This is a genomic window from Bradyrhizobium sp. PMVTL-01, assembly GCF_051861855.1.
Classification (GTDB): Bacteria; Pseudomonadota; Alphaproteobacteria; order Rhizobiales; family Xanthobacteraceae; genus Bradyrhizobium.
Window position 1 is genome coordinate 4,462,273 of sequence record NZ_CP193982.1, and the last position, 24,321, is coordinate 4,486,593.

The following is a 24,321-nucleotide window of genomic DNA, read 5'->3' on the forward strand; positions in this document are numbered from 1 at the left end:
CTTACACGCATAGAAATAACCAGAGGCGAGCCACATCGGCAATCACTAGACCGAGGCTTCAGCACCCCCGAGAGCCCTTTTTTCCCGTATGTTGCGGAAATGGCACGCACAAATTGAGGTGTCTGGTTCCATGTCGGTTCCGTGGTCCAGAAGACGTGTCAGGACCCACTTCAGAGTATCCACGGGAAGACCCGGTGGGTCCGTGCCATATACTCGCGATAGCTGTCGCCAAACGTCTGCAGCATCATTCGCTCTTCTCTCGCGACGCGGCCGAAGAACAAAATCCCGAAGCCGGCGAGGCCCGCAAAACCGGCAATCCAATTAGGCAGCAGCAATGCCTGGGCGATAGCCCACAGCCAAAATGCGGAATACATCGGGTGTCGAACCTTCCGGTAAATCCCTTCCGTCACGAGTTCATGGTTTTCACGCACGTCGAGACTTATCGACCAGTTCCGGCCGAGTGCACGGTGAGTCAGGTGAAACACGCCCAAAGCCGCAATCGCAAAGAGAGACCCCAGCCAAGCCAGCGCGGGATAGAAGCTGTGATCTGCGAAATGAGGTATTCCCGTTGCTACGTAGACGAGCGGAACGAGTCCAAGGCCCGAAAGGGATATGAGCAGGAGCGCGGTTTCCAGTGGGCCGCGAGCGCTCCGCACAATCCTCGCGCGGCGGGAGCGCCGCGCGTACTTATAGCGTATGAGGTACCAGCCGATCGCCAGTGCAACGAAAATGATTTTCGAAATGGTGGGCGTCATTTGAACTAGGCTGCCGCGCCTGGACGACTTGGCAGTTCGCCCTCCGACAGCGTCGCGCTCGCGATGAGTCCTCCGTCGTCAGCAATCATCGACACGGCGCCATCGGGGGCAAGCGTCTGGAATTTGGCCGAAATAGGTCCGCATGTCAGCATGAAGTAATCGTACGATGCTCGCTTATCATTTCCACTGACGAACTGGCCGTGCAAGCGGAAGAAATTGAGCCTGATGCGTCGATAGATGTCGTCGTCGAGCATGCGGCTGAATCTCACCACTCTGATGGTCGCTTCGTTTTCCGTCGACAAGCCCATTTCGGCCATCGGCCGGCTTTTGTAAAAGTTCAGGGGGTCGACGAGAGCCTGATAGTCGCCCCAGAATATCGCGGGCGACTTGGCGACGCGTTCCACCGTCGCGCGAAAGCGTGTTGCCTTCGGGTGCAGGCCAATCTTGAGTATGGATGATCCAACGCTCAAGAATGTGACGGGAATTTTGTTCCGACCAAGCGCGGGGTCCAGCTTCAGGGCGCGTCCAAGTAGATCAACCGCAAGTACGGCGCCGAGACTGTGCCCAATAACCAAAATTTCGTCCGCGGCAGAGTTGCCCGACGCAGCCACAAGTTCGGCGGCCAACCTGTCTAGCCTCTGCTCGATTTCCGAATTGCCGTATCGGATATATTCGCGAGAAAAAATCCAATCGTCGAACAAGTCGCCCAGGTGCAGCCACCGCCACGGGCCCGCAAAAACGGCTGCGAACCCGAGGAGACCGCCGCCGGTAGCAATGGGAATTGATCCGGTGATCTTGAATGTGACCACGCCGATCAAGAAGGCGGCCGCGATGAGCAGTACGAACATGGTCAATGGGTAGAGAAAGAAAAGTGCGTAGCGCCAATTGGTCAGCAAGTAACGCCAAAGAGTGCCGGTCAACACGAAATCCAGAAACGTAAGAAGGCCGACAGAAATGCGTGAGCCAATGCTTCGACGGCCGAATGCCTCGATTACGTTGTGCCATCGGACCAGACGGTAATCGGTTTCGACGAGCCAATCGGGGCCGCGGGTCGTCACGTTCCATTGTATCTGGTCGGCGGTTTCATGCAGACCGCCAACTGCCGCCTTCACTGACCAGGCACGTTGGAACCTGCGAATTTCGCGCTCGAATCGTCGTTGTGCGCTGGCATGCGACGTGATTGGATCATAGCCGCCGACATGGAATACCAGCCGCTTCGCTATATGCTTTTCGGACATGGTCATATGGGCGACTCGTGCTTTTCGCTGCTCCGCGTCAATCGACCTGCATCAAACGACAGAACGTTTGACGCCAAGGGTTGTCAAGAGAGAATCGACCGGTTATTGGGGAACATGTGTCGATGTATTTTGCCATTCTTCGCGCAATCCGAACCGCTCGAACAATAGCGTCGATCGGTGCTGCCACCATTGTCGGATTGTCCAGCACGGCGCCCTCTCGAGCACAGGACGAGATATCATCGGGAGAGAGATGCCTTGCGGCAAACTTGGATGTCTCGCTTGGTGCACAATTGCCCCATACGGCAGCGCGTTTGAGATCTGGCGAGCCGTTGAAGATTGTAGCGATCGGATCATCCTCGACAGTAGGACTCTGGGTGCTTAGGTCCGCGGCCACATACCCTGAGGTGATGCGCCGGGAGCTATCGAGGCTTAGATCGAACGCCAAGATCAACGTCATCAACAGCGGTCGAGTCGGCGACACCATTCCGAACAACATCACACGCTTCCATCGTGACGTTTTCGCCCACGCACCTGATCTCGTTATCTGGCAATTGGGCACAAATGACGTGGCCTGGGGTGGCCGGCCGGACCAAGAGCTCAAGAGGAGCGTTCTTGAAGGGGTAAGGGCGCTCAAGGCGGGGGCTGCCGACGTCGTGCTGATGGATTTGCAATATGCGCCGCAGGTGCTCGCGTCCGCCAGCTACCAAACGATGGAGGGCATTATCGCCGATGTCGCGAAGCAGGAACGGGTCGGGTTATTCTCTCGTTTTGCGCTGATGCGAAACTCGATCAATGCCGGAGTTGCGCAAAGCGCGCTTGTAACGTGGGATGGATTGCACAACACCGCCGATGGCTATGATTGCATTGGACGAGCCCTTGCCCGCGCCATCTCAGCGAGCGCGCGTTGAGTGGCCCTAGCTCCGGCAAATCGAAGGCTGCGGCTTCACGTGAGTTTGGACAGCGGCCCTGACAGCGGCGCGAGCGTGCAGATGCCTGCCAACGCGAACAAACACCAATTCCCCTCGACGATCATCGCAGCTCTCGCAGTGGTGACGGCAATTCGTTCCGACGCTGTCAGGAGGTGCGCTCATGCACCAATATGCCAGTCAACTTGTTGACCTATTACTGGTGCTTGTCGCCGCGTGGATGGTGCCAGCGACCATTTTTATTATCTATGCCTATTTCGCTCGTCTTAAGAATCCCGTCAGCGAATCGGTCTTGGGACGTGCGGTCATCATTTCCTTGTTCATCATAACCACGTCGGTTTGGCTCCCGGTCATTTTGGCCGCTATAGCCCTATCACTGACCGGTCATATCTGGTCCCGCTTCAGTATGAAACTACGCAAGTAGGCTAGCTATTCTAAAGGCGCAGAAAGAAAGATTGGAGCGGCACCTCGGCAAACAAAATAGAAAAGCCCGAGCGTTGAGCCAAGTGAATCATGACAATGCGGCGCTCGGCTGCGACAGTGGTGGCGCTGCGGACGACGAGGATTTTGCCAGCCAATCTGCCATCGACGTGGTAGGTGGCGAGCGGTGGGCCTCTATGGAACCATCAGACGTGCAACTGATTGAGCGGTTGTTCTGTAGAGGACCGCTCTGTGACCCACATCGCCCTTATCTTGATCTTACTCGTTGGCGGCGCCTCGTTCGCCTTCGCCCAGAGTGCGGGGCCCGCGCCGAGTGGAACTACGGCCACCGGCTCCGCAGGTTATGCGGGCAGCACCCTATCGACCGGGCATACCGTAAGCGGCACTGCTGGCTCCTCCGGTCCCAACGTGGGCAACGCGCTCAGCCATGCAACGACCGGCGGCGACGTGGATGCTTCCTCGGTTACTCAGGCTCCGACCTCGCATGACAACGCCGTGGATACGCCCGCCGCTGAACGCGCCATGAAGAACTTGGGCAACACCGATGTTGGCATTCTCAAGAAGTAGACCACATCCATGGTCAAACCAGAGGTCTTGCAGCTGGATATCACTGGCCGCAATTCGCGATCCATCGCGGCGGGCTACGGGCGGAAGGGGTATCTTGGCAATGTTGATTCAACTGGGTTTTTCGTGTGCCTCGGGAAGAATAGCCATTGTGTTTGCAACGGTCGTCCCCAGCAATATCTCAACCGTAGTTTTCCGCCCGTGAGCGGGCCTTGCGACCTGCTGCCTTCCTTGCGGGCGCTGATGTTTGTAGGTTGCATACTCCGGAATTTGGCAGTCAACCAGGTTAGAGTGCCAAACCCTGCTTTCGGCAGGCCGCGCACTCTTTGAAATACGCGCCGGCTGGAGGAGCTTTGGGGGCGGAGAGACGGCCCCGACTCGCAGGGGCTAGGGGGTATCGGCCGGGGCCGCTCCGCCGGCTCGGGCGGCGAGCCAGCTAAATGCAACGACGGCTCGACAGCGCGGTTCCTCTGAAGGAGACCACAGCGGCAGATTGTCGTCCGGGCTACAAGGCCTTGAACGCTGGGTAGCCAATGCCAGTTCTGGTGTCCGCTTCGCGCTCAGGTCTCCTGCGACGAGGGATGAGTTTTGATTAGATCAACCCGGATGGCTCAAGTCCGCGGCGACGGTGTCGCAGCGGGCTGCTGAGCCGATGGAGCGGAAGGTTGCTGCTGCGGTGCTGTGACCGGCTGGCGATCGCCGCCACCATGCGGGACACAGGTCCCGACGTTGCTCAGCAGCCGTTTGGCTTCAACCTCGCGAGCCTTCTTGTAGTCCCTGCGTCGGTCGATCCGGGCCGCCGCCATCCGGTCCCACGCATCGAACGCATCAGAGTAATGCTGGCGCATCTGCTCCTCAGCGACGAGACAGTCAGTGAACTTGTCGAACACCAAGTCTGTGTTGACGGGCGAAACGCCGCCAACCAGCACTACCAGCATCCATTTCATAGCTTTTGGCTCGCGTTCGCGGCTGCCCACGGGAACGGCGTGACACGAGCAAAGTTCCGGCTCGGCGATGCCACCCCGCGGTATTGCGTCTTGCGCCTGGATGCGGGGCGTTGCCGGGAGGACAGCCGGGCCCCGCGCACTTCCAAATCTCCTCGCGGCATTGGCGCAAAAAGGTATTGATACCAAAGACTTGGCGGCGCGCATCAGAAACCCAATTTCGATCGGTGGGAGCCCCACCTATGGGCGTGTGACGCGCGTCACAGCGACCGCCGCTTGGGCGCGCGCGGAGATTGCTTCCGGAGGCGCTGAGGGCTCGTGGAGCGAGGCCTTGTCGGAAGGCGGTCAGGATCTGATTGAAGCGGCCGGCAACGACGTCGCGCACCTCCGGATGGGTGAGGATGTAGAGATCATAGCTCTGGATCCCGGCGAGCACGCGCTCGGCCACGTAGGTCGGGTCCATCCCGGCATCAACGAGGGCCGCCATCCAGCGTTCGTTCGGTCGCAGAGTCGGCCTCGATAGATCTGGCGAACGTCCTTCGTTTCGATGAACCGAGGCTTGCGATACTTTCGGCGGTCGAACACGTCACCAAGAAGATCCCATCGACCGTGGAAGCGGCTGCGCTGTGCAAGATGGCGCCGGTGGCCGGCAGAGCGAACATCCTGCTCGTGCCCGACATCGAATCCGGAAACATGTTGGTCAAGCAGCTGACGTTCATGTCGGGAGCCGTTGGCGCGGCCATCGTGCTGGGAGCCCGCGTTCCGATCGTCTTGACGAGTAGTTCGGACAAGCCGCGCGCACGGCGATCTGCCGGCTCCTCAGCCGCTAAAGATCACGCGGCGGAAGCGGTACAGGGCAACGCCAAAAAAGACGCTGCCGATAGCGGTTGTGGCAACGATCTCGGGCCAGACGATGGAAGCATCCGCACCGCGGTAAAGCACGTCCTGCGCGAAAATCACGAAATGCGGGGTCGGGCTGATCACCAACATGATATTTTTCAACCACACCGGCATGCTTTCCAATGGCGTCGTTGAGCCCGACAACAGCATCATGACCAACAACACCGGAATCGACAGGAGGCCGAACTGGGCCATCGTGGAAGCGATGGTCCCGAGCGCAATGCCCAGCGCTGCGACCGTGAAGACATAAAAACACGAGCCTGCCAGAAACAGCAGGGTCGATCCTGCAGTCGGCACCTGCAGCCACCACTGCACCACCAGGACCAGCGATAAGCCGGCCGAGACCACGATGATGACGCCATTGGCAAGGATCTTCGACAGCATGATCTCAACCGGGACAACAGGCATGACGAGGAGGTGCTCGACGGTACCCTGCTCGCGCTCGCGAATGAGCGCAGCGCCGGTGAGCATGACCGTAATCATGGTCAAGTTGCTAATGATCTGCATCACCGCGGTGAACCAGCTCGACTTCAGATTCGGATTGAACTTTGCGTGGATCAGCACCTTGACCGGCATGCCTATCCCTGGCTCGCGTCCTGTAACGAACTGCATCACGTAGTTGTTAACGACGTTCTGGATGTAAGTCATGCCATTGAACGCCTGGGCGGCGGCCGTGGCATCGACATCGATCTGAACAGTAGCCTCCCGCCCGGCGAGAATATCCTCCTGAAACTTGGCAGGAATCTCGATGACGTAAAGGACACGCTGCGCGTTCATCGCGGGATCCAGCTCTGGGGCTGTGAGCTGTATCACCCGCTTGAACGTGGGCGGCGTGAGACCGTCGGCGATACGGCGCGACAAATCGGACTGGTCTTCATCGACGATCCCTACCGAGAGGTTAGTTGCTTCCGTCGAGGCGCCGGTGGCCGCGGCGTAGATCGCGATGCTAAAGGAATAGACGACCAGCAGGATCATGATCGGGTCGGAGCGGAAACTGCGCAGCTCCTTGACCGTAAGACGGTAGATGTTGGCCGCGTGCAGCCGCAGCTTGCCGAACCAACCCTCGCCCCGCTTCTTGGTCTCGGCAGGCGTCGTTGCCTGTTGCCGTGAATCGGCCGCCGGGCGCGCTACCGACATCTTAGGTCTCCTGCTTCTGAAGGAAGATATGAGCCGCAGTGAAGTAAACGAGAAAGAAAACGAAGAGGACGAGGGCATTGAGCCCGAGATCGGAAAAGTTCAGTCCTTTGGTGAAGGTGCCGACGCTGATCGGCTGAAACCAAGCCGCTGGAAATGCCAGACCGATTATCCTTCCCGAGCCGGTCAATGAAGAGACTGGCACGAGCAGACCTGAAAAGTTGATCACCGGAATGAGTGCAATAACCGTGGTCGCAAAGACTGCCGCAACCTGGGTCTTGGTGAAGGTCGAGATGACCTGCCCGAAGCCGCAGGTCGAGAACACGTAAAGCAAGGCTCCCAGCACCAGCGCTGCGAAGGATCCCTTGACAGGCACGTGGAAGACAAAGAACGCCATCAGCAACATGAGGACAAACGCCAGCATGCCGACAACCACATAGGGAAACAGCTTGCCCAGGAGGAACTCAAATTTGGTGATCGGCGTGGACCGGAAATTGGAGATCGAGCCGGTTTCCTTCTCGCGTACGACGCCGATCGTCGCCATGATGGCCGGGATCAGGACCAGGATGATGACGACCACGCTCGGAACCATCGAATAAACGCTTTTGAAAGCCTGGTTGTAGCGGAATCGGTTTTCGATCTTGACGTTTCCGAGATAGACGCTGGATGGCGGATTCGGCCCGTACCGCTCTGTGATAGTGTCCTGCACGTAACGCATGGTCAGGCCAGTGACGTAGCCCTTCGCGGTCTCGCCCCGGAACGGCATGGCGCCGTCGATCCAGAAGGCGACCTCCGGCGAATGCCGACTCGCGACGTCACGTCCGAAGCCGGCTGGAATTTCAACCGTCACGGCCAGCTCGCCGCTGCGCATGCGTCGCTCGAGCTCTTCGACGGAGCTGACCGGAGGCTGTTCGGAGAAATAGTGCGAGCCCGAGAAGCTTTCGAGCAGCCTGCGGCTTTCCGGCGTCCGGTCCTGGTCGAAGGCTGCATATTTCAGGTTTTCGACATCGAATGTGATGCCATAACCCATGGCAAACATCAGAACGACAGGTCCGACGAACGCGAACGCCAGCCGGATCGAATCGCGCATGAGTTCCATGGCTTCACGCCTCGCATAGGCCCAAAGCCGTCCGGGATCAAACAGCTTGGACGATTGCGGCACCGCGGGTCGGGCCGCGGCCGCTGGCAGTTGCGGCTCGGCTTTCTCGGCAGGCGCTGCTGCAGGCTCGGGCTGCTCGGACTTCTTGTCCTTTCCGCCAGCTTCCTCCAGATAGGAGATGAACGCATCCTCGAGAGAGACGCTGCCTCGTTGCTTGACGAGCTCCTTGGGCGCGCCAACCGCGAGCACCCGACCCTGATGCATCAGGGAAATGCGGTCGCAGCGCTCCGCTTCGTTCATGAAGTGCGTCGAGAGGAAAATGGTGACGCCGTCGTTGCGCGACAAATCGATCAAGGTGCGCCAGAAAGCATCTCTGGCGACCGGATCGACCCCCGACGTTGGCTCGTCGAGAATCAGCATGAGCGGCCGGTGCAGCACGGCAACGGCAAGCTGCAGCCGCTGCTTGACTCCAAGAGGCAGGCTTTCCGGCTTGGCGCCGACCACGTCCTTCAGATCATATTTGTCCAGCAGCTCGCCGATCCTGGCATCGATCTCGTTCGCTGGCAGATGGTAGAGGTGGGCGTGCAGTTCCAGATTCTGCCTCACGGTCAACTCGCTGTAGAGCGAGAAGGCCTGCGACATGTAGCCGACGTTCTGTCGCGCTTCCATGTCATCGGCCGCCATCGGTTTCCCGAACAGCTTGGCTGAACCTTCCGTCACGGGCAGAAGTCCCGTCATCATTTTCATGGTGGTGGTTTTTCCGCAGCCGTTGGAGCCGAGGAATCCGAAGATCTCGCCACGCCCGATGCTGACGCTCACATGATCCACGGCGACGAAGTCGCCGAACCGGCGCGTAAGCCCTTGGGTCTCGATTGCCGCCGTGTTGTCGTCGGTCTCGGTGCGCGGCGGTACGATGACCTCCTGATGTTGGCCACGCTTTTCCGGAGGGAGCAGGGCAATGAAGGCTTCGTCGAGGCTGCTCTTGCCTGCCTTGGCGAGGATCTCCTTCGGAGCACCCTGGGCGATGACCTTGCCGTCATTCATGGCAGCGAGCCAGTCGAATCGACTGGCTTCGTCCATGTAGGCGGTTGCGACGATCACGCTCATCTGCGGACGGCGGGCGCGGATCGAATCGATCAGCTCCCAGAATTGCCGTCTCGAGAGCGGATCGACGCCGGTGGTCGGTTCGTCGAGAACGAGGAGATCGGGATCGTGCATCAGGGAGCAGCAGAGGCTCACTTTCTGCTTCATGCCGCCTGAGAGCTTGCCGCAGGGTCGATCGCCGAAGGGGTCGAGGCCGGTGGCCTTGAGCAACTCGTCAATGCGCATGCGGCGCTCGGAGGCGCCCTGGCCGAACAGGCGGCCGAAGAAATCGATGTTGTCGAAGACGCTGAGCGTCGGGTAGAGGTTGCGGCCGAGCCCCTGCGGCATGTAGGCAATGCGCGCGTAACTCTCCCGGCGATGTTGCTCGTCCGCCATGTCGCCGTCGAGCACCGTGACCTTGCCGGTTTGTATCTTTCGCACTCCGGAAATGAGGGCGAGCAAAGTGGATTTGCCGACGCCGTCGGGCCCGATCAGCCCGGCCATGCAATTGGCGGGAATATCGAGCGTGAGATCATCGACCGCCTGCAGCTTGCCGTAGCGGTGCACGACGTGCTCGACTCGAGCGACAAAGGTTCCGGTCATTGCGGGAGCTTTACCTCAAGCTCTTTGGGCCACGCGGTTCTCGGGTCCGTACGCACGAAGGCGAGACCGCGGACGCCTGTTTTTACGAACTTGTGATACTGATCCAGTACCTTCGGATCACCTTGGAGTTTGACGCGAAACATCAGCTTCTCACGCTCCTCCGTCGTTTCCACGCTCTTCGGCGTGAACTGTGCCTCGGTCGCCACGAAGCTGATCGTGTTGGGCAAGACGTATTGCGGCACCGGATCGAGAATGGTCCTGGCCTCATCGCCGATCTTGAGTCGGCCGGCCTGTTCGGCAGGTAAATAGATCGTCATGTAGACGTCTCTGAGATCGAGAATCGTCAGAATGCGCTGCCCCGAGGACACCACTTCCCCGGCTCGAGCAAGTCGATACTGCACGCGTCCGCTCCTCGGCGAGACCAGCGCAAGATCGACAATGATTGATTGAAGCCGTTCGACCTCGGCTTCGGCCGACTTGATCGACGCTTCGGTCTCGTCGCGCTGAGCGTTGGCCGCAACGAAGGCGGCGTCGGCCGCTTCGAACCTGTTGCGCCGCTGGTCGACAACCTGCTGCGCGATATTCCCATTTTGCAGCAGCGTCTTTCCGCGCTCATAGTCGGTCCTCGCGAACGTCAAGTCGCTATTGCGCTGCGCGATCAGAGCGAGAGATTCCGCATAGGCTTGCTTTGCTTTCAGCACCTGGGCCTGCGCCGATCGCAGTTGGGCTTCCGTTTCCGGTGACGAGATGGTGGCGACAACCTGGCCGGCGGTGACCTCATCGCCCTCGTCGACGGATAATGTCGCGAGGCGACCGCCATATTTGGCGGCCACGTCCACCTGGGTGGCCTCGATACGACCATTCGTCTTCACGATGCCCTCGGGCATGTCGCGACCGCGCAGGTGATTGATCAGCGTTTCTACCGCTTTCTTGGCGTCGGCAACGGGGTTCGTCGGCTTCTCCTGGGCGTTGGCGCTGCCGATCGCGAGGGCGGCGGAAATCCCAAGCACGGCCATGAGCATGACCAAAAACGTCTGAAGCAACTTCAGTTCGCGCTGAAGTAAAGTATGTGCGGACACGATACTTCTCCTGTAACCCAATGAACCGTTTTACCAATTGCGATCGAGAATGCTCCGGGCCCGCAACGTCTGGTTCAGGTCCGGATCAACAGAATGATGACAGAAAACAGCACCGGCATGTTGATCCCAATCAAAGTGGCGCGAATCGGCACACACCGCACTATCCGTACCCCGACGAGAAAAGCCTGTCGGCTGTCGATTTTCGCGAGCAACCTCAATCTCGCAAGATGCGGATTGATCTCGATCAACGGATCGCCAGCGAAGCGGAGATAAACATTTAAGAGCCCCGTCGGCGAGTAGACCACACCGAGAGTTTAAGCCATGACAGATCTGAGCTCACTTCAAGCACTGAGGCCGCCCCGCGTCTTAGAGAACGCCTTAAGCCAGATAGGACAGGCGGCGCCAACGGCTCTTCATGAAATCGGCGCGCATGCGCGTGCTTGGGAAAAGTCGATTCCATCCAATGCCGTTGCCGACTATGCGCGCGACTTTTGGCAGAGATCCATTCTTTTCCTGGACATCCTGCGCGAGCGGGGCAACCAGCATGAGGACATGATGGCCCATGGCGCCACTTCTGTCCTGATTTACGACAGCGAACTGGTGATGCGGGGCGACGAGCTTCCTCATCCGGTCAACTACTCCTTGCTGCGCATCATTCCGCCGGCGGGCGTCGAGATCGATGACCGCAAACGCCCGGTCTATGTCGTCGACCCGCGCGCTGGACAGGGTCCCGGCATCGGGGGATTCAAACAGCTGAGCGAGATTGGGGACGCATTCAAGGCCGGACATCCGGTTTACTTCGCCGGCTTCTCCGCCGCGCCCGTCGAGGGCCAGCGGATCGAAGACGTGGCTCGCGCCCATACCATCTTCCTGAAGAAGGTGGCAGACCTGCATCCCGGCGCACTTGGCAAGCCGTTCGTGTTCGGTAATTGTCAAGCGGGCTGGCATGCGATGTTGGCCGCCTGCATGCGCCCCGATCTGGTCGGTCCGATCGTCGTGGCGGGTACTCCGCTGTCCTATTGGGGCGGCGTGCACGGCAAAAATGCCATGCGCTATCTCGGCGGCTGGTATGGCGGAAGCTGGCTCGATCGCATGATGAGCGACATGGGAAACGGCATCTTCGACGCCGCATGGCTGGTCGCGAATTTCGACAATCTCAATCCGGCGAATACGTTTTGGACCAAACAATACAACATCTGGGCCAACCCCGAGCAGGAGAGAAGCCGCTATCTGGAGTTCGAGAAGTGGTGGGGTGATTTCGTCGTCTTGCGCGGAGAAGAGATGCAATGGATGGTCGACAATTTGTTCATCGGCAACAAGCTCTCGACGGGTCAGATCGTGACCAGCGAGGGAATTCGCCTCGACCTGCGCGAGATCAAGGCGCCGATCGTTTGCTTCTGTTCGCACGGTGATAATATTACGCCGCCGCAGCAGGCGCTCGACTGGATTCTGGACAACTATCGAAGTGTCGACGAGATCCGGGACTGCGGACAGCGGATCTTCTATACGATCGATGCCACCGCCGGCCATTTGGCGATCTTCGTAGGCACCAAGATTGCGGCAAAGGATCATGCTCAATTCGTCAACAACATGGAGCTTATCGATGCGATGCCGCCGGGGCTCTACGAGATCGTAATCACGGAGAAGTCCGCAGGCGAGGGAGAGGCTGCCGATTACGATCTGGCTATCGAAGAGCGTGGGCTCGACGACATCCGCGCGCTGGGCTGCAATACGGTAGAGGACGAGCGCGAGTTCGCTGCGGCCGCGCGCATCTCCGAGCTGAACAATGCGCTCTATCAGACCTTCGCGCAACCGTGGGTCAAGATGGTGAGCGGTCCGCAGGTGGCGCGCGCCGTGATTGAGCTGAACCCGTTGCGGGTCGGCTATTCTTTCTTCTCGGACAAGAACTTCATGATGCGGCTCGTTGCGCCGATAGCCGAGCAAGTCAAGGTGGAGCGCAGCCCCGCCTCGGCGGACAATCCGCTGTTTACCGTGCAGCGGCAGTTTTCGTCAGCAATGGTACAGGCTCTGAACTTGCTGCGTGATGTGCGTGATGAGCATGTCGAGCGCAGCTTCCACGCCATCTATGGTTCGCCTCTGGTTCAGGCAACGTGCGGCATTTCGCAAAACGACGGACCACCGCGCCCTCGACCAGGATTATCGCCTTCCGTCCTGATGGCTGCCGAACGGGAGCGGTCGCGGCTCAGGGGAAAGATTGGCGATGGGACCACGATGGATGCAGCCGCTCGTGTGCTGGTCTACGTCGGAAAGGCCCAGCGTCGCATCGAAAAGAGTACATTCGATGCCCTTCGCAAGCTGCTTCTGGCGTATCCGGATGTCACGGAAACCGAGTTCAAGGCCGCCGTGCGCGAGCAGTGGGCGATCCTGGCCGTGGATGAGCCGGCCGCGATCGCGGCGTTGCCGCGGCTGCTGCCGCCGGGGGCCGATGCGCGCCGGGAGTTCTCGGCCCTGGTCCAGAAGGCACTGCCGGTGATGGGAGAACTCAACGTGGAGGGTCGACGGCGCCTCGGTAAAGTTCTGGAGCTGTTAGGTGCGGAAGACGAGGTCGGACGGGAGGTGGCCGCGGAATGAGCGGCTCGATCGATCGCACCGGAGTCGGGGCGGTGGAAAGGATGCCATGACTCCGGCCTACATCTCGGCGCTTTCAGCGCTTTTCGGCTCACTGATCGGTGCGTTTGCTTCGTTGGCAACGACCTGGCTGACCCAGCATCACCAGGATGAGACCAGGCGACGGGCCCAGCAGAACGCCCGCCGCGAGCGCGTCTTCGTCGAATTCATCGACCTGTCCTCCAAAGCCTTCGTGGACGCATTGCAGCAAACTTCCATCGGCGATGCCAAGCACGTCATGCCTCTTTACGCGACCATGGGAAAGCTGCGGCTGTTTGCGTCCATTCGGACGATTGAAGCCGCCGAGCGGGTGATGGACCGGATCATCGCGACCTACTACTCGCCCGGACTTGATACCAAGACGAGGCCCGAATTCGACCGCAAATCCGACGTGCTCCGCGAATTTGCGGAATGCTGTCGAGCCGAGCTGCGGCCTTGAGCGGCGGGGGACCGGAATCGGAGGAACCATTCGCCCTGTAGACCGCAGTGATCATATGGTCCTCACTGCGTCGAGGGATGTGGACGATCACGAGGCTGCCGTGATCGGGTTTGTTGCGCGCCCCAAATCAAGGGTCGAGCGCGCCAACGGCGACTGAATCGGGCAAATACGTAATAGCTGCGGGCAGTCCGACCAGCTCTGCTGTGTCGCCGTCGTTTCGCGGGGCCAAGAACCTGCAGGGTGGGAGCCGAGCGTCGATTTGTCCGAACTTAGACCTATGATAATGGGACAGAACGAAATCGAAGCGCAAGATCTCGTCTAGCGAGATCGCAGGGCAGGGCGTCCCATGAGCGTCTCCCAACTCACGAAGCGCGTTCGGCGCGAGCTAACCTATTTGGACTACCCCGCTCGGGAGTGGACCGTCCCGCGATTCAAGGACGGCGCGCCAGTTCTCGACGTGCTGATTGTCGGCGGCGGACAGAGCGGCTTGGGAATTGCCTTCGGCTTGAGGCTTGAGCGTATAACAAACTTCAGGATCATTGATCGTCGCCGGCGTGGTTTTGAAGGCCCCTGGCGACGTTTCGCTCGGATGAAACAGCTGCGCACGCCGAAAGAGGTGACTGGCATTGATTTCGGCATTCCAAGTCTAACGGTGCGGGCTTGGTACGAGGAAAAATTTGGGAGGCAAGCATGGGGGCGGATAGATACGCTCCATCAGGAAGTATGGCGATCCTATCTGGATTGGTACCGCGACGTCTTGGCTCTGCCGGTCGAAAACGAGGTAGAGTTGATGCTGATTGAGCCCGTGGATGATATCTTCCTTGTCCATCTCCGTCATACTGACCGGATCGAGCGGGTGCATGCAAGAAAGATCGTTCTAGCAACGGGCTTTGAGGGGAGCGGCAGCTGGCGGGCTCCTAAGTCACTTGTTGCTCATTTGTCGGCAGATCTTTATGCGCATTCAGCCGATGATATCGATTTTCGTAGGCTTGCGGGAAAGCGCATCGGCATTCTCGGTGCCGGTGCGTCGGCCTTCGACAACGCAGCCCTCGCGCTTGAGGCCGGTGCCGCCCAAGTAGATCTATGCTTCCGCCGTTCGGAGATGCCTCGCGTCAATCCACTCACCTGGATGAACTTTTCTGGTATGTTGGGCCACTTCGGCGAACTGGAGGACTTGGATCGTTGGCGATTTATGCGCCACATTCTCGAGGAACTCCCAGTCCCGCCCACACAGGATTCCTACTGGCGATGTCGCAGGTTTGAGAATTTTGCCTGGCACTCCGACTGCGGATGGAGCGTCGTCGACGAAGCAGGCGGTATCGCAAGAGCCCGAAGTGGAGATCGCAGCTTTGATTTCGATTTCATTATTTTTGCGACTGGTGTCGAGACGGATCTCTCGGCACGTCCGGAGCTCGCCCTCTTTTATGAAGAGATTGCTCTTTGGCGCGACCGCTTCAATCCTCCACCCGGCGAGGAAAGCGAGTCGCTCGCGCGCTATCCTTATTTGGGCAAGGCCTTTGAATTCGTGGAGCGACGCCCCGGCGCAGCTCCGTTCCTGCGCGGATTGCACAACTTTACCTTCGGAGCCATGCTAAGCCATGGTATTTCGGGAGCCGCCATCACCGGTATAAAGTACGGAGTGCGGCGGCTCGTAAACTGTATCGCGCGGGAATTGTTCTGCGAAGGGGCGGCTGCATATTACAGAGATCTGCTATCATACCGGACGCCTGAACTGCGCACCCTTGACAGTGCATTTGTTTGGTTGAGCCAGCTTGGCCGTGATGCTCTTATTGCCGACAGCCTCGCCAATCAGCTCGATCAACACCGGATTGCAACGCTCGGTGGCTCATTGCCGCGATCAATGTCCCAGCATGACTCGGCGTCGGCGACGTCCAGTCGGCTAGCGCGCACGAAACGCACCCTGCGGCCGTCGCAGCTCAAGAAGAAAAAGCGGCGGTGAGCTTTACGATCTTAGTACCAATTTGCAGCGCTGCCGTGTCCAGTCCGCTCCGCAGACAGGAAGAAATGCAGTTTGACTATAGGCGGGTGATAGCGGACAATATCATATTTCCTTGCACGTAGTGAGCCCCGCCTGACGACCACGCCATCGGGAGGTAGGTAATGGCCTTCATCGCATTTACGAAGGTGATCGATTTTACCACATTGACGGATGAACAGCGAAAAAAGCTCAAGAGCATTCTCGGGAATCGCGAGAAGCAGCTCAAGAAGGCAATAAGGGATGTCGAGACCGCCCTTAGTAAGCTCGAACGTAGTAAGCCTCGAAAGCGAAAGACCGCGAAGGGCAGGCGTTGACGCTGTCCAGGTTTGCGCGACGCGCGAATGTTGCGGCGTTGGCTAGCAGTTGCCGTGGACTGGCTCCCCCTCCAATCCCGAAACTGAGCTCAACTCCTCAACCAGGGTTCTGGCGTCTTCCAGATCTGGCGTATCCCGACCTTCGGTGAACCACGTGTATACTGGGCTGATCAGGGACCTGGCCTCGAAGTATCTTCCTTCGTTGATCCAGTGCCGCGCGAGACAAATGGAGGCACGCAATTCCCACCAGCGGGCTTGCTGTTGCCGCGCAATCGCCACGGATCGCTGCAACTCGGCCTCTGCCTGGTCCCTCCTGCCGAGTCCTAGATTGATGGTGCCCCGGAGACGGTACAGCTCAGCCTCAAAGAACCTCTCACCTGTTGCTTGGGCGAGCTGAACGCCTTCGTCCAGCAGGCGAAGTCCGACTTCCGGCTCTCCGACCTTGGCATGGGCAAGAGCGAGTTGGCCCAAGTAGAGAGTGCGGCGGCCACGTTCGGAATTGCGGTAAGTTGCTGCCAAGGCGCTGCGCATCAGGTCGATCCCGGCTTGAAGGTCTCCTGCTTGGGCTAATAGCGCCCCGCGGAAGAAACGTGCTCTTCGTTCGATCGCCGCGAATTCATGCTCAACGCTAAGTGATATCGCCTCGTCGGCGTGCGCCAAGGCACGCTGTGCGTCGCCCCCGATTATTCCCAATATGACTATATTTCCCAGAGCCAGGGCGGTCGTGAAGCTTTGTTGCCTCGTTCGAGCAAGAGTTTCAGTCTGCTCGACCATCGCCGCAGACTGCTCAGGATAGCCAAGCACCAATAGAGTCGAGGAGAGCCACGCTAGGCTGTTCACCGCGTCATCGACTCCGAAGCGGCGATAGGTCGATAACGTTGTTGGATTGGTTGAACACAACGAGAGGGCTCGCTCCAAGTGGTTGCGCGAGTCGGCGAACGCGCCTGTGCAATGCAGCGTCTGTCCAATGAAGCGTGTGGCTAGGACGGAGACGCCAGGATGATCATACTCTGCGGCCAACGCAAGGCAGTGGCGGGCGTCCTCGAGGGCCGTGCTGTACTCGGCGCGAATGCTGTGGGCGAGGTAGTTGCCCCACAGGATCGTCATTCGCTCTTCTAGAGTGGCACTTTCGCCAAGTAACGCGCGAGCCCGCGAGAAGACCCGCGACGTCTCAGGCGCGGCGTCGCCCTCAGTCGCAGCGACTGCAGGCCCAAGAGCCAGATAGAAATCAAGTTCCTTGCGATCGCGTTGTGGCGAGCTCCGCAGCTGTTGGATCAACTCCAGCCCTTGCGCCAGATGCTTTACCGCCTCCGCGTTGGAGGACCGGCCGAGCGCACGCTTTCCGGCCTTGAGCCAATAATCCGTGGCCTGTTCAAACAGGCCAGCTTCAGTGAAATGGTGTGCAAGGATTTCAGGGGCGTTCACGGCGGCTATTTGGAAGTCTTGCTCGATGACGTGCGCTATCTGAGCATGGAGCTGCCGCCGCCGTCTTTTCAGCAAACTTTGATAAGCTGCGTCTCGCACCAATGCGTGCTTGAACGTGTACACCGCATCCGGCAAGTCACCTTGGCGGAAAATGAGCCCTGCCTGCTCGAGTTCAGAGAGGGACTGCTGCAAACGTGTTTCCTCACGAGCGACCACAGCTCGTATCAAGCAGTAGGAGAAATCACGACCGATGGTGGCGCCGATTTGGGCGATCTCTTTCACTGAGTGCAGGCGGTCGAGCCGAGCCATGAGCGAATCGTGAAGGGTTTCTGGGATCGCGAAAGGCGGTAACGGACTCCCGAGTTGGTAGCGGTCTTGATCTTCAACCAGAATGCCTGCTTCGAGAACAGCCTTTGTGAGCTCCTCTACAAAAAGCGGATTGCCGTCCGTCTTTGTTATGATCTGTTTCATCACGTCGGTCGGAAGCGCGCGGCCATTGGCCACCTGAGTGGCCACATCTTTAACGTCTTCGGGGTTGAGCCTTCCTAATGTCAAGCTTCTGACATTTGAAAGACCCGTCCAAGGAGGCTCAAACTCTGGTCGAAAGGTTACCAGCACAAGCATAGGCAGCAGACGGGCTCGCTCTACGATGAGGTCGAGCAGTTCGAGCGTAGTGTCGTCGGCCCAGTGGACATCCTCAATGAGCAAGAGGATCGGCTGTTTGCGCGAACGGATCTCGAAGTGATCGAGCAGCGCGGCAAGGGTGCGTCGACGTTGTTGTGCGGGACTTAGCTGCAGTGCCGGATAACGGCCTTCGAATGGGATCGAAAGCAACGCGGCAAATAGTGGTGCGACGGTTTCAACATCTGGTCCTCTCAAAGCGAGCAGCGATTCCAGCTTATCAAGCCGCTTCTCGGCTGTATCCTCCGCCTTAAGCCCTGCGCTCCTCTCCAACTGCTCGACCACCGGATGAAGTGCACTGTTGGCGTGATAAGGAGAACATTGATAACGAAATTGCAGGTGCGTTTGATGCTTGCCGGCACGTTCGGTTAGAGCCGTCGCAAGCCGCGATTTGCCTATACCCGGCTCGCCGGAGATGAGGACGATCTGGCCTTCGCCGGCCCAAGCCAAATCCCGACGTTCCAACAAGAACTCCAACTCAGAATCTCGGCCAATGAGATAGCTGAGCTCTGCCGGACGCACCGCCTCAAAGCGGCTCTTGGACGCCAAGAGGCCCTGAACGACCCACGCCCTTACGGGCGCGCTGATGCCCTTGAGCTGGTGGGCGCCCAAATCGCGAAGATCAAAGATGTCCTTAAGAAGACGGCGCGTCGAGTCCGCGACGACCACCGTATTCGGCTCGACCAAGGCTTGCACGCGAGCCGCGACATTAGGAGCTCCTCCAACCACGGAATGCTCCCGAAGTTTGCCCTCGCCGCCGAGGTCGCCGACGACCACCATTCCGGTGGCGATGCCGATGCGCACGGCAAGCGGTTCTCCTGCGCGCGTTTCAAGCCGGGCGACAGCAGCAATGATATCTAGTGCCGCCCTGACCGTGCGTTCGGGATCGTCCTCGTGTGCAATGGGATAGCCGAAATACGCAAGGATGCCGTCCCCACGAAAGTCCGCGAGAAAGCCGTCATAGGAGCGCGTTATACGAGCACAAGCGGCGTGATAGGCATCGATGACAGCGCCCATATCTTCCGGGTCAAGCCGCGCCGCCAAGGCGGTCGAATCGACCAAGTCGCAGATCATCACCGTGAGATGGCGGCGTTCGGCGTACGGCGCAACTGCAGCGCTCCCGACCGGGGAGGCAGTGCTGGGCGGTAGTGCACTTAGTCCGCTCATGAGGCGCTTCCGGTCGCCGAGCGGGATACCGATCTTTTCGAAGTCGAGTTCCGTTAATTGTGGCAGCACATCGCAATCTATGGCGTTCGCGATGAACAAGGACTCATACCGTCCCAGTCCCAACCCTCTCAGCCAAGTCCTGATTTCCATGGCAGGACCCTTGTGCGCAGCAGAAGATTCAGCATCTCAGCGCCTGATGTTTGTTCGGGACAACCCAATCCTGTTTCATTCATAGACTGCTTCAAGTGACCGTAGTGCGCCCACGGTAGCATGCTCTCGGCGCTGGATATGTGAACAGCGTCGCAATCCGATCAAAATACCAGCGAAACCCGGCAAGTGCCTTTTACGCAAGGAACTGGCGCCGTCGGCTTCAGCTCTATCGTCGCTGTGAAGACGGGTAGCTAGATTGGCCCCAAAGCAGCCTTACCAGCGGAGCCCCGTTGAAGGGGATCAACTTCGCCAACTCCTCGGTTTACCCGCCAAACCAGGTGCACAAGGTAGCCCATTTGGGGACGAGCAGATAGCGGAAAGGAGTGATCCGCGGCTCTCCGTCATACGTTCTAAATGCGAGAAGCCGCTTGTCGAGCAACTATGGTCGCTGCTATCCGAGTTTTAACTGTGCCAATCCCGGCCAAGGCCCGTGTGCCTCGCGGGGGTGTCGCGCGGCTGTCGACCGGTGTGAGCAAAGGGCCAAAGGCGAAGGTGAACTGGGCTGATTTGATCGGACGCGTCGCCTCTTCTGGTGACAGAGAGGCATTCAAGCGCCTCTTCGAGCATTTCGCGCCTCGCATCAAGGGATTGATGTTGAAGGCCGGGTGCAGTTCCGACGAGGCCGATGAGATCGCTCAAAGCACCCTGATCGCCGTGTGGCGGAAGGCAAGCCAGTTCGATCCGTCGACGGTCGGGGCCGCGGCCTGGATATTCACGATCGCGCGTAACCTGCGGATCGATATGTTCCGCAGCAAGGCGCGGGCAGACCGCGTGCGGGGTGGGACCGAGCTGCCGGATACGCCGGATCTCGCCGAACCGGTCGATGTTGTCATTTCACGCGTTCAAGACGCCGCTCGGATCACGTCAGCCATCGAGAAGCTGTCGGCCCAGCAATCCAGGGTCGTGACGCTTTCGTTCATCGAGGAAAGGCCGCATCCGGAAATCGCAAGCCTGCTGGGAATTCCACTCGGAACAGTGAAGTCGCGGATCAGACTGGCGATGAACCGCCTGAGAGAGCTATTGGACGAAGAAGCATGACCATCATCCATCATCATCCGCCGGAAGATCTTCTGGCCGACTTTGCCGCCGGCAGGTTGGAAGAGGCCCATCATCTGGTCGTGGGGGTGCATGTGGCAGAATGCGCCCGGTGCGCCCGGTTCGTGCGCGCGATAGAGCAGCTCGCGGGCTTGGCACTCGAGGATGTCGAGCCGGTGCCGATGGCAACGGATGCGTTCGAGCGCGTGTTGGCCCGGATCGACGTTGCGCCTCGACCGAGAGCTGCGCCGTCCTCAACCGCCACGTTCGGGATGGTGCGAGATGTTCCATCGGCGCTGCGAGGCTACCGGGTCGGCAAATCCAGGCGCGTTGCGCCAGGTCTCAGCATGCAGCCGATCGAGCTTTCCGGCTCGGGCAAGGCGCGGGCCTTCTTGCTACGGTCGGCGGCGGGCACGCGCATGCTGGAACACACTCACACCGGCACCGAGTTGACCCTCGTGCTCGAAGGCAGCTTCAGCCACCAAGGCGGTCGTTTCGGCCCCGGCGATTTCGACTATGGTGATGACGAGGTCGATCATCGTCCGATCGTTGGCGACGAAGGCCCATGTCTCTGCCTGGTTGCGATGACCGGTGATCTGCGTATGAACGGTCTGCTTGGCCGGCTGATCGGGCCCTTCGTGCGGCTTTAATCCACTCCACTGCCTCTCCGCCCGGTGATCCGAACGTGAGCCCGGAGCGTTTCAATGCCAAACGCAAGGGAGACGGGACATGGGCTGCTCACGTCCGGCAAAACAGGGACAGAGCGACGGATTGCCCGAACTGCTCGCGCGGGTGTCACGCGGCGACGCACGAGCTTTTTCGACGCTGCACACGCTGACACGAGGCAGGTTGCGCAGGACGGCGCTCGCCGTTGGAGCACCGTCTCACGATATCGAAGACATCCTGCAAGAGACCTATCTGAAGATCTGGCGCAACGCCTGCCGGTTCGAGGTCCATCGCGCTCCAGCGATGGCATGGATGTCTGCGATCGTCCGCAATACCGCAATCGATCATCTGCGGGTCAAAAGACTGGCGACTGACGAATTCGACGAGGCGCTATCGATTGCGGCAAGCGAAGACCCGATCGACGACCTCGATTATGCCTGCGCCGAACCCATTGCTTTTAGCGCATTGGCGCGGTTGCCGGAAGATCGCCGCAAGCTGGTGGCGCTCGCCTATCTCGAGGGCGAGAGCCGAGCGAGTCTGTCCCGACGCTTTGGCGTGCCCGTAGGAACGATAAAGACCTGGCTGCACCGGGCTCTCCTGACCGTGCGCAAGGACTGCCTGGCCGCATCTGGCACGACCTGAACGCGAGGGAGCACCGGCCTTGACCGCCGATATCGTGGAATTTCCGATGCGCAGGCACGAGGATCGCCTGGTGCTTGCGGTCATCAGGCTCGAAGAGATCGTGCGAGAGGTCGAACGTATTGCGGTCGAGCAGCCTGCGGATGGTCTGCATTGCCTCCTGGCTGTAATGGAGCGCCTGGGAGACGGGCTGGTCGACTCATCATCGCTGTTGCTGGACGACGATGCAAACGGCCGAATTCAGTCCGCATTCACGTCATTGTCCATCAAGATCGCGGAAACCAGAGAAGCATTGGTTGAGCTTGGCAAACGCACGCATCCCTGACTCGATCCGCGACGCGCCCGTCGGCGAGGGTATCTGCAATCCCGCTGCAATGCTAGTTGAGCAGAAGCAACGAGATATTCAGCGACATCGCAAACACGACCCAGCCGGCATACGGCAGGAAAAGCGCCGCCGCCAGCCGGTCTGCGGTCCACTGCCGCCAGACGAATGCGGCGATTGCGATGAATAGAGCTACGATCACGCCGAGTGCAACGTCCATGCGATGAAGCGAAAAGAAAATGGGCGACCAGGCGAAGTTGAGGACCATCTGAACGGTCCACAACTTCATCGCGGCGCCGTTCGGTTCCGCCTCGAAGGTGCGATATCCAGCTGCGGCAATGAGGAGGAATAGAACAGTCCAAACCGGAGCGAAGACCGCATCCGGCGGATTGAAGGACGGCTTGTTCAGGCCGGTATACCAAGCCCCGGGCCGGTTTAGCACGCCGATCAGAAAACCCGCGGCGAGAACGAGACAGAGGAACGCGCCGCCGCGATACCATTTCCAGCTCTTGCGGCGTTGGTCCATCGGCAGTTCGGTTCCGACGCGCATGATCAGGGAGCCATTCGTTGAGCGACGAGAAAGCCGGTCCAGGCGCTCACACCGGCGAGAAACGATCCCCAGCAGATGTCCGCCACGGACAACCCGGTAGACCAGTTTCGGAGCGTTGCTTGATTGGTCAGATCGTAGGTCGAATAGGTGAAGCATCCGAGCAGCGCACCCGAGGCAAATGCGCGCAACGCAGCGCCTTCCTGCTGCGCAGGTAGCACCGCGAACCAGATCAACCCGGCGGGATATGCCAGATAGAACAGCGCGGCGGCGGCTAAATTGGGCTCGGACCGCAACATATCGCCCAACACCGGTCGATAGAGCCTTTCCGCCATGCTCTTGAGCCAGATCATGTCGAGCCCAACGAAGGTCACCGCGACACTGAGATACGTGAAGACGATGTTCATGTGCGCTTTCCCTTCCGCCCTGTGTCCAGCGTTAAGACCTGGACGGAAGATTAACGAGCCGAGAGCCGCATCGGATCACATCCGCATGCTCGTGCGCGTTTGCGGCCCGCTACGTAGGGCCAAATCGCGGCGCGTAGGGGCGCCCGATCATTGCAGCGGCTGTTTGGGCGGCCACGGAAAGAATGCGTTGGTTCTCGCCTGATACTCTCGATACCGTTCGCCACGCGATCGCAGCATCTGCTCCTCGAGCGGGGGTATGCCAGTCACCTTCACGAGTATCCAGTACATGATGGCTGGCGCCGCGAGGCTGGCCCAGCCCCACAGGTATTGCGGCGACAGCGCGATGATTGGATAGGCCAACCATGCGAGCCATTCGAAGAAGTAATTCGGGTGGCGCGACCAGTGCCACATTCCCGTATCGCAAACGAGGCTGTGCTTGGAGTGCGAGAGCGTGAAGCGCCGCAATTGCTCGTCAGCGATCGCCTCGCCGGTGACCGCCGCAAGCATGACGACCGCGCCGGCATAGTCCTGCAGTCTCAGGCCGGGGTCCGGAGCGTGTGCGGCGAGAAAGATCGAAAACGGCAGCGGGATCGACGCCAACCCCTGCGACTGCAGGAAAAAGAACATCCGGCGGGGAGCGTCGCAGCCCCATTCGCGTGCATAGTTCGCATAACGCGGATCGTCGACACCTGCGGCGGCGCGACGCGCAATGTGTGTTCCAAGTCTTGCCGACCAGCAAAGCACCAGCCCCGCCACGAGAGCCCGGCGAGCCGACGAACCGTCTTCGAGAGGCCATAGGGCCGCGACAGAGCCAACGAACCCGACCGAATAGCACCAGATTGCGTCAACCCAGCCGGAATTGCCGGTGCGCTGTTGGACCACCCAAGCGAGCGCCATCAACGCGGAAAGAGCCAGCGCAATGCCGGCCATTGCCTGCAGATTCAGGAAAAGCATCCATTCACCGGAGCTGTTTTCATCGGTACGGCCGCCGTATGCGCCGGTTTCAGTATGCCAAGCTCGGATGCGCGAGGTGATCCAGGCTGCGTTGGGGAGCGTTCCTATGTGCTGCCCGCAAA

General features: G+C 59.5%; 22 protein-coding genes and 1 pseudogene. 12 read left to right on the top strand and 11 right to left on the bottom strand.

What is annotated here, in order from left to right; genetic code table 11:
• Positions 1–170: 170 nt before the first annotated feature.
• Positions 171–755: a protein-S-isoprenylcysteine O-methyltransferase gene (locus ACRQ5Q_RS21520; RefSeq protein WP_439392247.1), complete on the bottom strand. Its 585-nt coding sequence runs from the start codon at positions 753–755 to the stop codon at positions 171–173.
• 5 nt (positions 756–760) lie between these two features.
• Positions 761–1,999 carry a hypothetical protein gene (locus tag ACRQ5Q_RS21525; protein ID WP_439368076.1) on the bottom strand — a complete coding sequence of 413 codons (1,239 nt, stop codon included), beginning with the start codon at positions 1,997–1,999 and terminating at the stop codon, positions 761–763.
• Between the two features lie 116 nt (positions 2,000–2,115).
• Between ACRQ5Q_RS21525 and ACRQ5Q_RS21530 the strand changes: the two genes are divergently transcribed.
• Positions 2,116–2,901 carry an SGNH/GDSL hydrolase family protein gene (locus ACRQ5Q_RS21530; protein WP_439368074.1) on the top strand — a complete coding sequence of 262 codons (786 nt, stop codon included), beginning with the start codon at positions 2,116–2,118 and terminating at the stop codon, positions 2,899–2,901.
• A gap of 181 nt (positions 2,902–3,082) precedes the next feature.
• Complete coding sequence (locus ACRQ5Q_RS21535; protein WP_439368073.1) at positions 3,083–3,343, top strand: hypothetical protein; 261 nt, start codon at positions 3,083–3,085, stop codon at positions 3,341–3,343.
• Positions 3,344–3,353: 10 nt separating this feature from the next.
• Here the strand turns inward: ACRQ5Q_RS21535 and ACRQ5Q_RS21540 are convergent, their stop codons facing one another.
• Complete coding sequence (locus ACRQ5Q_RS21540; protein ID WP_439368071.1) at positions 3,354–3,497, bottom strand: hypothetical protein; 144 nt, start codon at positions 3,495–3,497, stop codon at positions 3,354–3,356.
• A 94-nt stretch (positions 3,498–3,591) separates the two neighbouring features.
• Between ACRQ5Q_RS21540 and ACRQ5Q_RS21545 the strand changes: the two genes are divergently transcribed.
• A complete protein-coding gene (locus ACRQ5Q_RS21545) occupies positions 3,592–3,927 on the top strand; it encodes a hypothetical protein (protein WP_439392248.1) in 336 nt (111 codons plus the stop codon).
• Between the two features lie 608 nt (positions 3,928–4,535).
• Here the strand turns inward: ACRQ5Q_RS21545 and ACRQ5Q_RS21550 are convergent.
• Positions 4,536–4,871 carry a hypothetical protein gene (locus tag ACRQ5Q_RS21550; RefSeq protein ID WP_439392249.1) on the bottom strand — a complete coding sequence of 112 codons (336 nt, stop codon included), beginning with the start codon at positions 4,869–4,871 and terminating at the stop codon, positions 4,536–4,538.
• 630 nt (positions 4,872–5,501) lie between these two features.
• Here ACRQ5Q_RS21550 and ACRQ5Q_RS21555 point away from each other — a divergent pair.
• Positions 5,502–5,600: pseudogene (locus tag ACRQ5Q_RS21555) on the top strand (phosphate acetyltransferase); the annotation flags it as partial.
• Positions 5,601–5,687: 87 nt separating this feature from the next.
• Here the strand turns inward: ACRQ5Q_RS21555 and ACRQ5Q_RS21560 are convergent.
• From ACRQ5Q_RS21560 to ACRQ5Q_RS21570, 3 genes are read right to left on the bottom strand one after another with little or no spacing between them, the layout of a single operon-like run.
• Positions 5,688–6,905 (bottom strand): ABC transporter permease, encoded by a 1,218-nt coding sequence (locus ACRQ5Q_RS21560; RefSeq protein WP_439392250.1) that lies wholly within the window; start codon positions 6,903–6,905, stop codon positions 5,688–5,690.
• 1 nt (position 6,906) lies between these two features.
• On the bottom strand, positions 6,907–9,687 hold the full coding sequence (gene rbbA, locus ACRQ5Q_RS21565; protein WP_439392251.1) for a ribosome-associated ATPase/putative transporter RbbA: 2,781 nt from the start codon (positions 9,685–9,687) through the stop codon (positions 6,907–6,909).
• Positions 9,684–10,709: an HlyD family secretion protein gene (locus tag ACRQ5Q_RS21570; protein WP_439375604.1), complete on the bottom strand. Its 1,026-nt coding sequence runs from the start codon at positions 10,707–10,709 to the stop codon at positions 9,684–9,686. The genes rbbA and ACRQ5Q_RS21570 overlap by 4 nt, the downstream gene beginning before the upstream one ends.
• 378 nt (positions 10,710–11,087) lie before the next feature.
• Here ACRQ5Q_RS21570 and ACRQ5Q_RS21575 point away from each other — a divergent pair, with 378 nt between their 5' ends.
• From ACRQ5Q_RS21575 to ACRQ5Q_RS21590, 4 genes are all read left to right on the top strand, one after another.
• Positions 11,088–13,358 carry a DUF3141 domain-containing protein gene (locus ACRQ5Q_RS21575; protein WP_439368063.1) on the top strand — a complete coding sequence of 757 codons (2,271 nt, stop codon included), beginning with the start codon at positions 11,088–11,090 and terminating at the stop codon, positions 13,356–13,358.
• Positions 13,359–13,404: 46 nt separating this feature from the next.
• Positions 13,405–13,833, top strand: a complete 429-nt coding sequence (locus tag ACRQ5Q_RS21580; protein ID WP_439368061.1) for a hypothetical protein — start codon at positions 13,405–13,407, stop codon at positions 13,831–13,833.
• Positions 13,834–14,179: 346 nt separating this feature from the next.
• Positions 14,180–15,793, top strand: coding sequence for an NAD(P)-binding domain-containing protein (locus tag ACRQ5Q_RS21585; RefSeq protein WP_439392252.1), 1,614 nt, complete (start codon positions 14,180–14,182; stop codon positions 15,791–15,793).
• A 161-nt stretch (positions 15,794–15,954) separates the two neighbouring features.
• On the top strand, positions 15,955–16,146 hold the full coding sequence (locus ACRQ5Q_RS21590) for a hypothetical protein (protein ID WP_439368059.1): 192 nt from the start codon (positions 15,955–15,957) through the stop codon (positions 16,144–16,146).
• 42 nt (positions 16,147–16,188) lie between these two features.
• Here ACRQ5Q_RS21590 and ACRQ5Q_RS21595 read toward each other — a convergent pair whose 3' ends face one another.
• Complete coding sequence (locus ACRQ5Q_RS21595) at positions 16,189–19,518, bottom strand: AAA family ATPase (protein WP_439392253.1); 3,330 nt, start codon at positions 19,516–19,518, stop codon at positions 16,189–16,191.
• A gap of 603 nt (positions 19,519–20,121) precedes the next feature.
• On the opposite strand from ACRQ5Q_RS21595, the gene ACRQ5Q_RS21600 reads away from it, so the two are divergent.
• The 4 genes from ACRQ5Q_RS21600 to ACRQ5Q_RS21615 all read left to right on the top strand — a co-directional run bounded on the left by ACRQ5Q_RS21600 (position 20,122) and on the right by ACRQ5Q_RS21615 (position 22,294).
• The gene (locus ACRQ5Q_RS21600; RefSeq protein WP_439375603.1) at positions 20,122–20,667 is read left to right on the top strand and encodes a sigma-70 family RNA polymerase sigma factor; all 546 of its coding nucleotides are present in this window, start codon (positions 20,122–20,124) and stop codon (positions 20,665–20,667) included.
• The gene (locus ACRQ5Q_RS21605; RefSeq protein WP_439392254.1) at positions 20,664–21,314 is read left to right on the top strand and encodes a ChrR family anti-sigma-E factor; all 651 of its coding nucleotides are present in this window, start codon (positions 20,664–20,666) and stop codon (positions 21,312–21,314) included. Before ACRQ5Q_RS21600 ends, ACRQ5Q_RS21605 begins: the two co-directional genes overlap by 4 nt.
• A gap of 121 nt (positions 21,315–21,435) precedes the next feature.
• Positions 21,436–21,972: an RNA polymerase sigma factor gene (locus ACRQ5Q_RS21610; RefSeq protein WP_439368054.1), complete on the top strand. Its 537-nt coding sequence runs from the start codon at positions 21,436–21,438 to the stop codon at positions 21,970–21,972.
• A 19-nt stretch (positions 21,973–21,991) separates the two neighbouring features.
• Positions 21,992–22,294, top strand: a complete 303-nt coding sequence (locus ACRQ5Q_RS21615; RefSeq protein ID WP_439392255.1) for a hypothetical protein — start codon at positions 21,992–21,994, stop codon at positions 22,292–22,294.
• A gap of 52 nt (positions 22,295–22,346) precedes the next feature.
• On the opposite strand, the gene ACRQ5Q_RS21620 is transcribed toward ACRQ5Q_RS21615, so the two are convergent.
• The 3 genes from ACRQ5Q_RS21620 to ACRQ5Q_RS21630 all read right to left on the bottom strand — a co-directional run bounded on the left by ACRQ5Q_RS21620 (position 22,347) and on the right by ACRQ5Q_RS21630 (position 24,199).
• A complete protein-coding gene (locus ACRQ5Q_RS21620) occupies positions 22,347–22,841 on the bottom strand; it encodes a TspO/MBR family protein (RefSeq protein WP_439392256.1) in 495 nt (164 codons plus the stop codon).
• 2 nt (positions 22,842–22,843) lie between these two features.
• Entirely contained in the window at positions 22,844–23,245 is a 402-nt protein-coding gene (locus tag ACRQ5Q_RS21625; protein ID WP_439368051.1) for a DUF2177 family protein, read from the bottom strand.
• Positions 23,246–23,392: 147 nt separating this feature from the next.
• On the bottom strand, positions 23,393–24,199 hold the full coding sequence (locus ACRQ5Q_RS21630; RefSeq protein ID WP_439399849.1) for a DUF1295 domain-containing protein: 807 nt from the start codon (positions 24,197–24,199) through the stop codon (positions 23,393–23,395).
• Between the last annotated feature and the right edge of the window lie 122 nt (positions 24,200–24,321).

Coding starts and splice junctions, on each gene's coding strand:
- ACRQ5Q_RS21575 (WP_439368063.1), top strand. CDS start 11,088: ATGACAGATCTGAGCTCACTTCAAGCACTGAGGCCGCCCCGCGTCTTA.
- ACRQ5Q_RS21630 (WP_439399849.1), bottom strand. CDS start 24,199: ATGCTTTTCCTGAATCTGCAGGCAATGGCCGGCATTGCGCTGGCTCTT.
- ACRQ5Q_RS21520 (WP_439392247.1), bottom strand. CDS start 755: ATGACGCCCACCATTTCGAAAATCATTTTCGTTGCACTGGCGATCGGC.
- ACRQ5Q_RS21605 (WP_439392254.1), top strand. CDS start 20,664: ATGACCATCATCCATCATCATCCGCCGGAAGATCTTCTGGCCGACTTT.
- rbbA (WP_439392251.1), bottom strand. CDS start 9,687: ATGACCGGAACCTTTGTCGCTCGAGTCGAGCACGTCGTGCACCGCTAC.
- ACRQ5Q_RS21535 (WP_439368073.1), top strand. CDS start 3,083: ATGCACCAATATGCCAGTCAACTTGTTGACCTATTACTGGTGCTTGTC.
- ACRQ5Q_RS21580 (WP_439368061.1), top strand. CDS start 13,405: ATGACTCCGGCCTACATCTCGGCGCTTTCAGCGCTTTTCGGCTCACTG.
- ACRQ5Q_RS21620 (WP_439392256.1), bottom strand. CDS start 22,841: ATGCGCGTCGGAACCGAACTGCCGATGGACCAACGCCGCAAGAGCTGG.
- ACRQ5Q_RS21525 (WP_439368076.1), bottom strand. CDS start 1,999: ATGACCATGTCCGAAAAGCATATAGCGAAGCGGCTGGTATTCCATGTC.
- ACRQ5Q_RS21570 (WP_439375604.1), bottom strand. CDS start 10,709: ATGCTCATGGCCGTGCTTGGGATTTCCGCCGCCCTCGCGATCGGCAGC.
- ACRQ5Q_RS21550 (WP_439392249.1), bottom strand. CDS start 4,871: ATGAAATGGATGCTGGTAGTGCTGGTTGGCGGCGTTTCGCCCGTCAAC.
- ACRQ5Q_RS21560 (WP_439392250.1), bottom strand. CDS start 6,905: ATGTCGGTAGCGCGCCCGGCGGCCGATTCACGGCAACAGGCAACGACG.
- ACRQ5Q_RS21625 (WP_439368051.1), bottom strand. CDS start 23,245: ATGAACATCGTCTTCACGTATCTCAGTGTCGCGGTGACCTTCGTTGGG.
- ACRQ5Q_RS21590 (WP_439368059.1), top strand. CDS start 15,955: ATGGCCTTCATCGCATTTACGAAGGTGATCGATTTTACCACATTGACG.
- ACRQ5Q_RS21530 (WP_439368074.1), top strand. CDS start 2,116: ATGTATTTTGCCATTCTTCGCGCAATCCGAACCGCTCGAACAATAGCG.
- ACRQ5Q_RS21585 (WP_439392252.1), top strand. CDS start 14,180: ATGAGCGTCTCCCAACTCACGAAGCGCGTTCGGCGCGAGCTAACCTAT.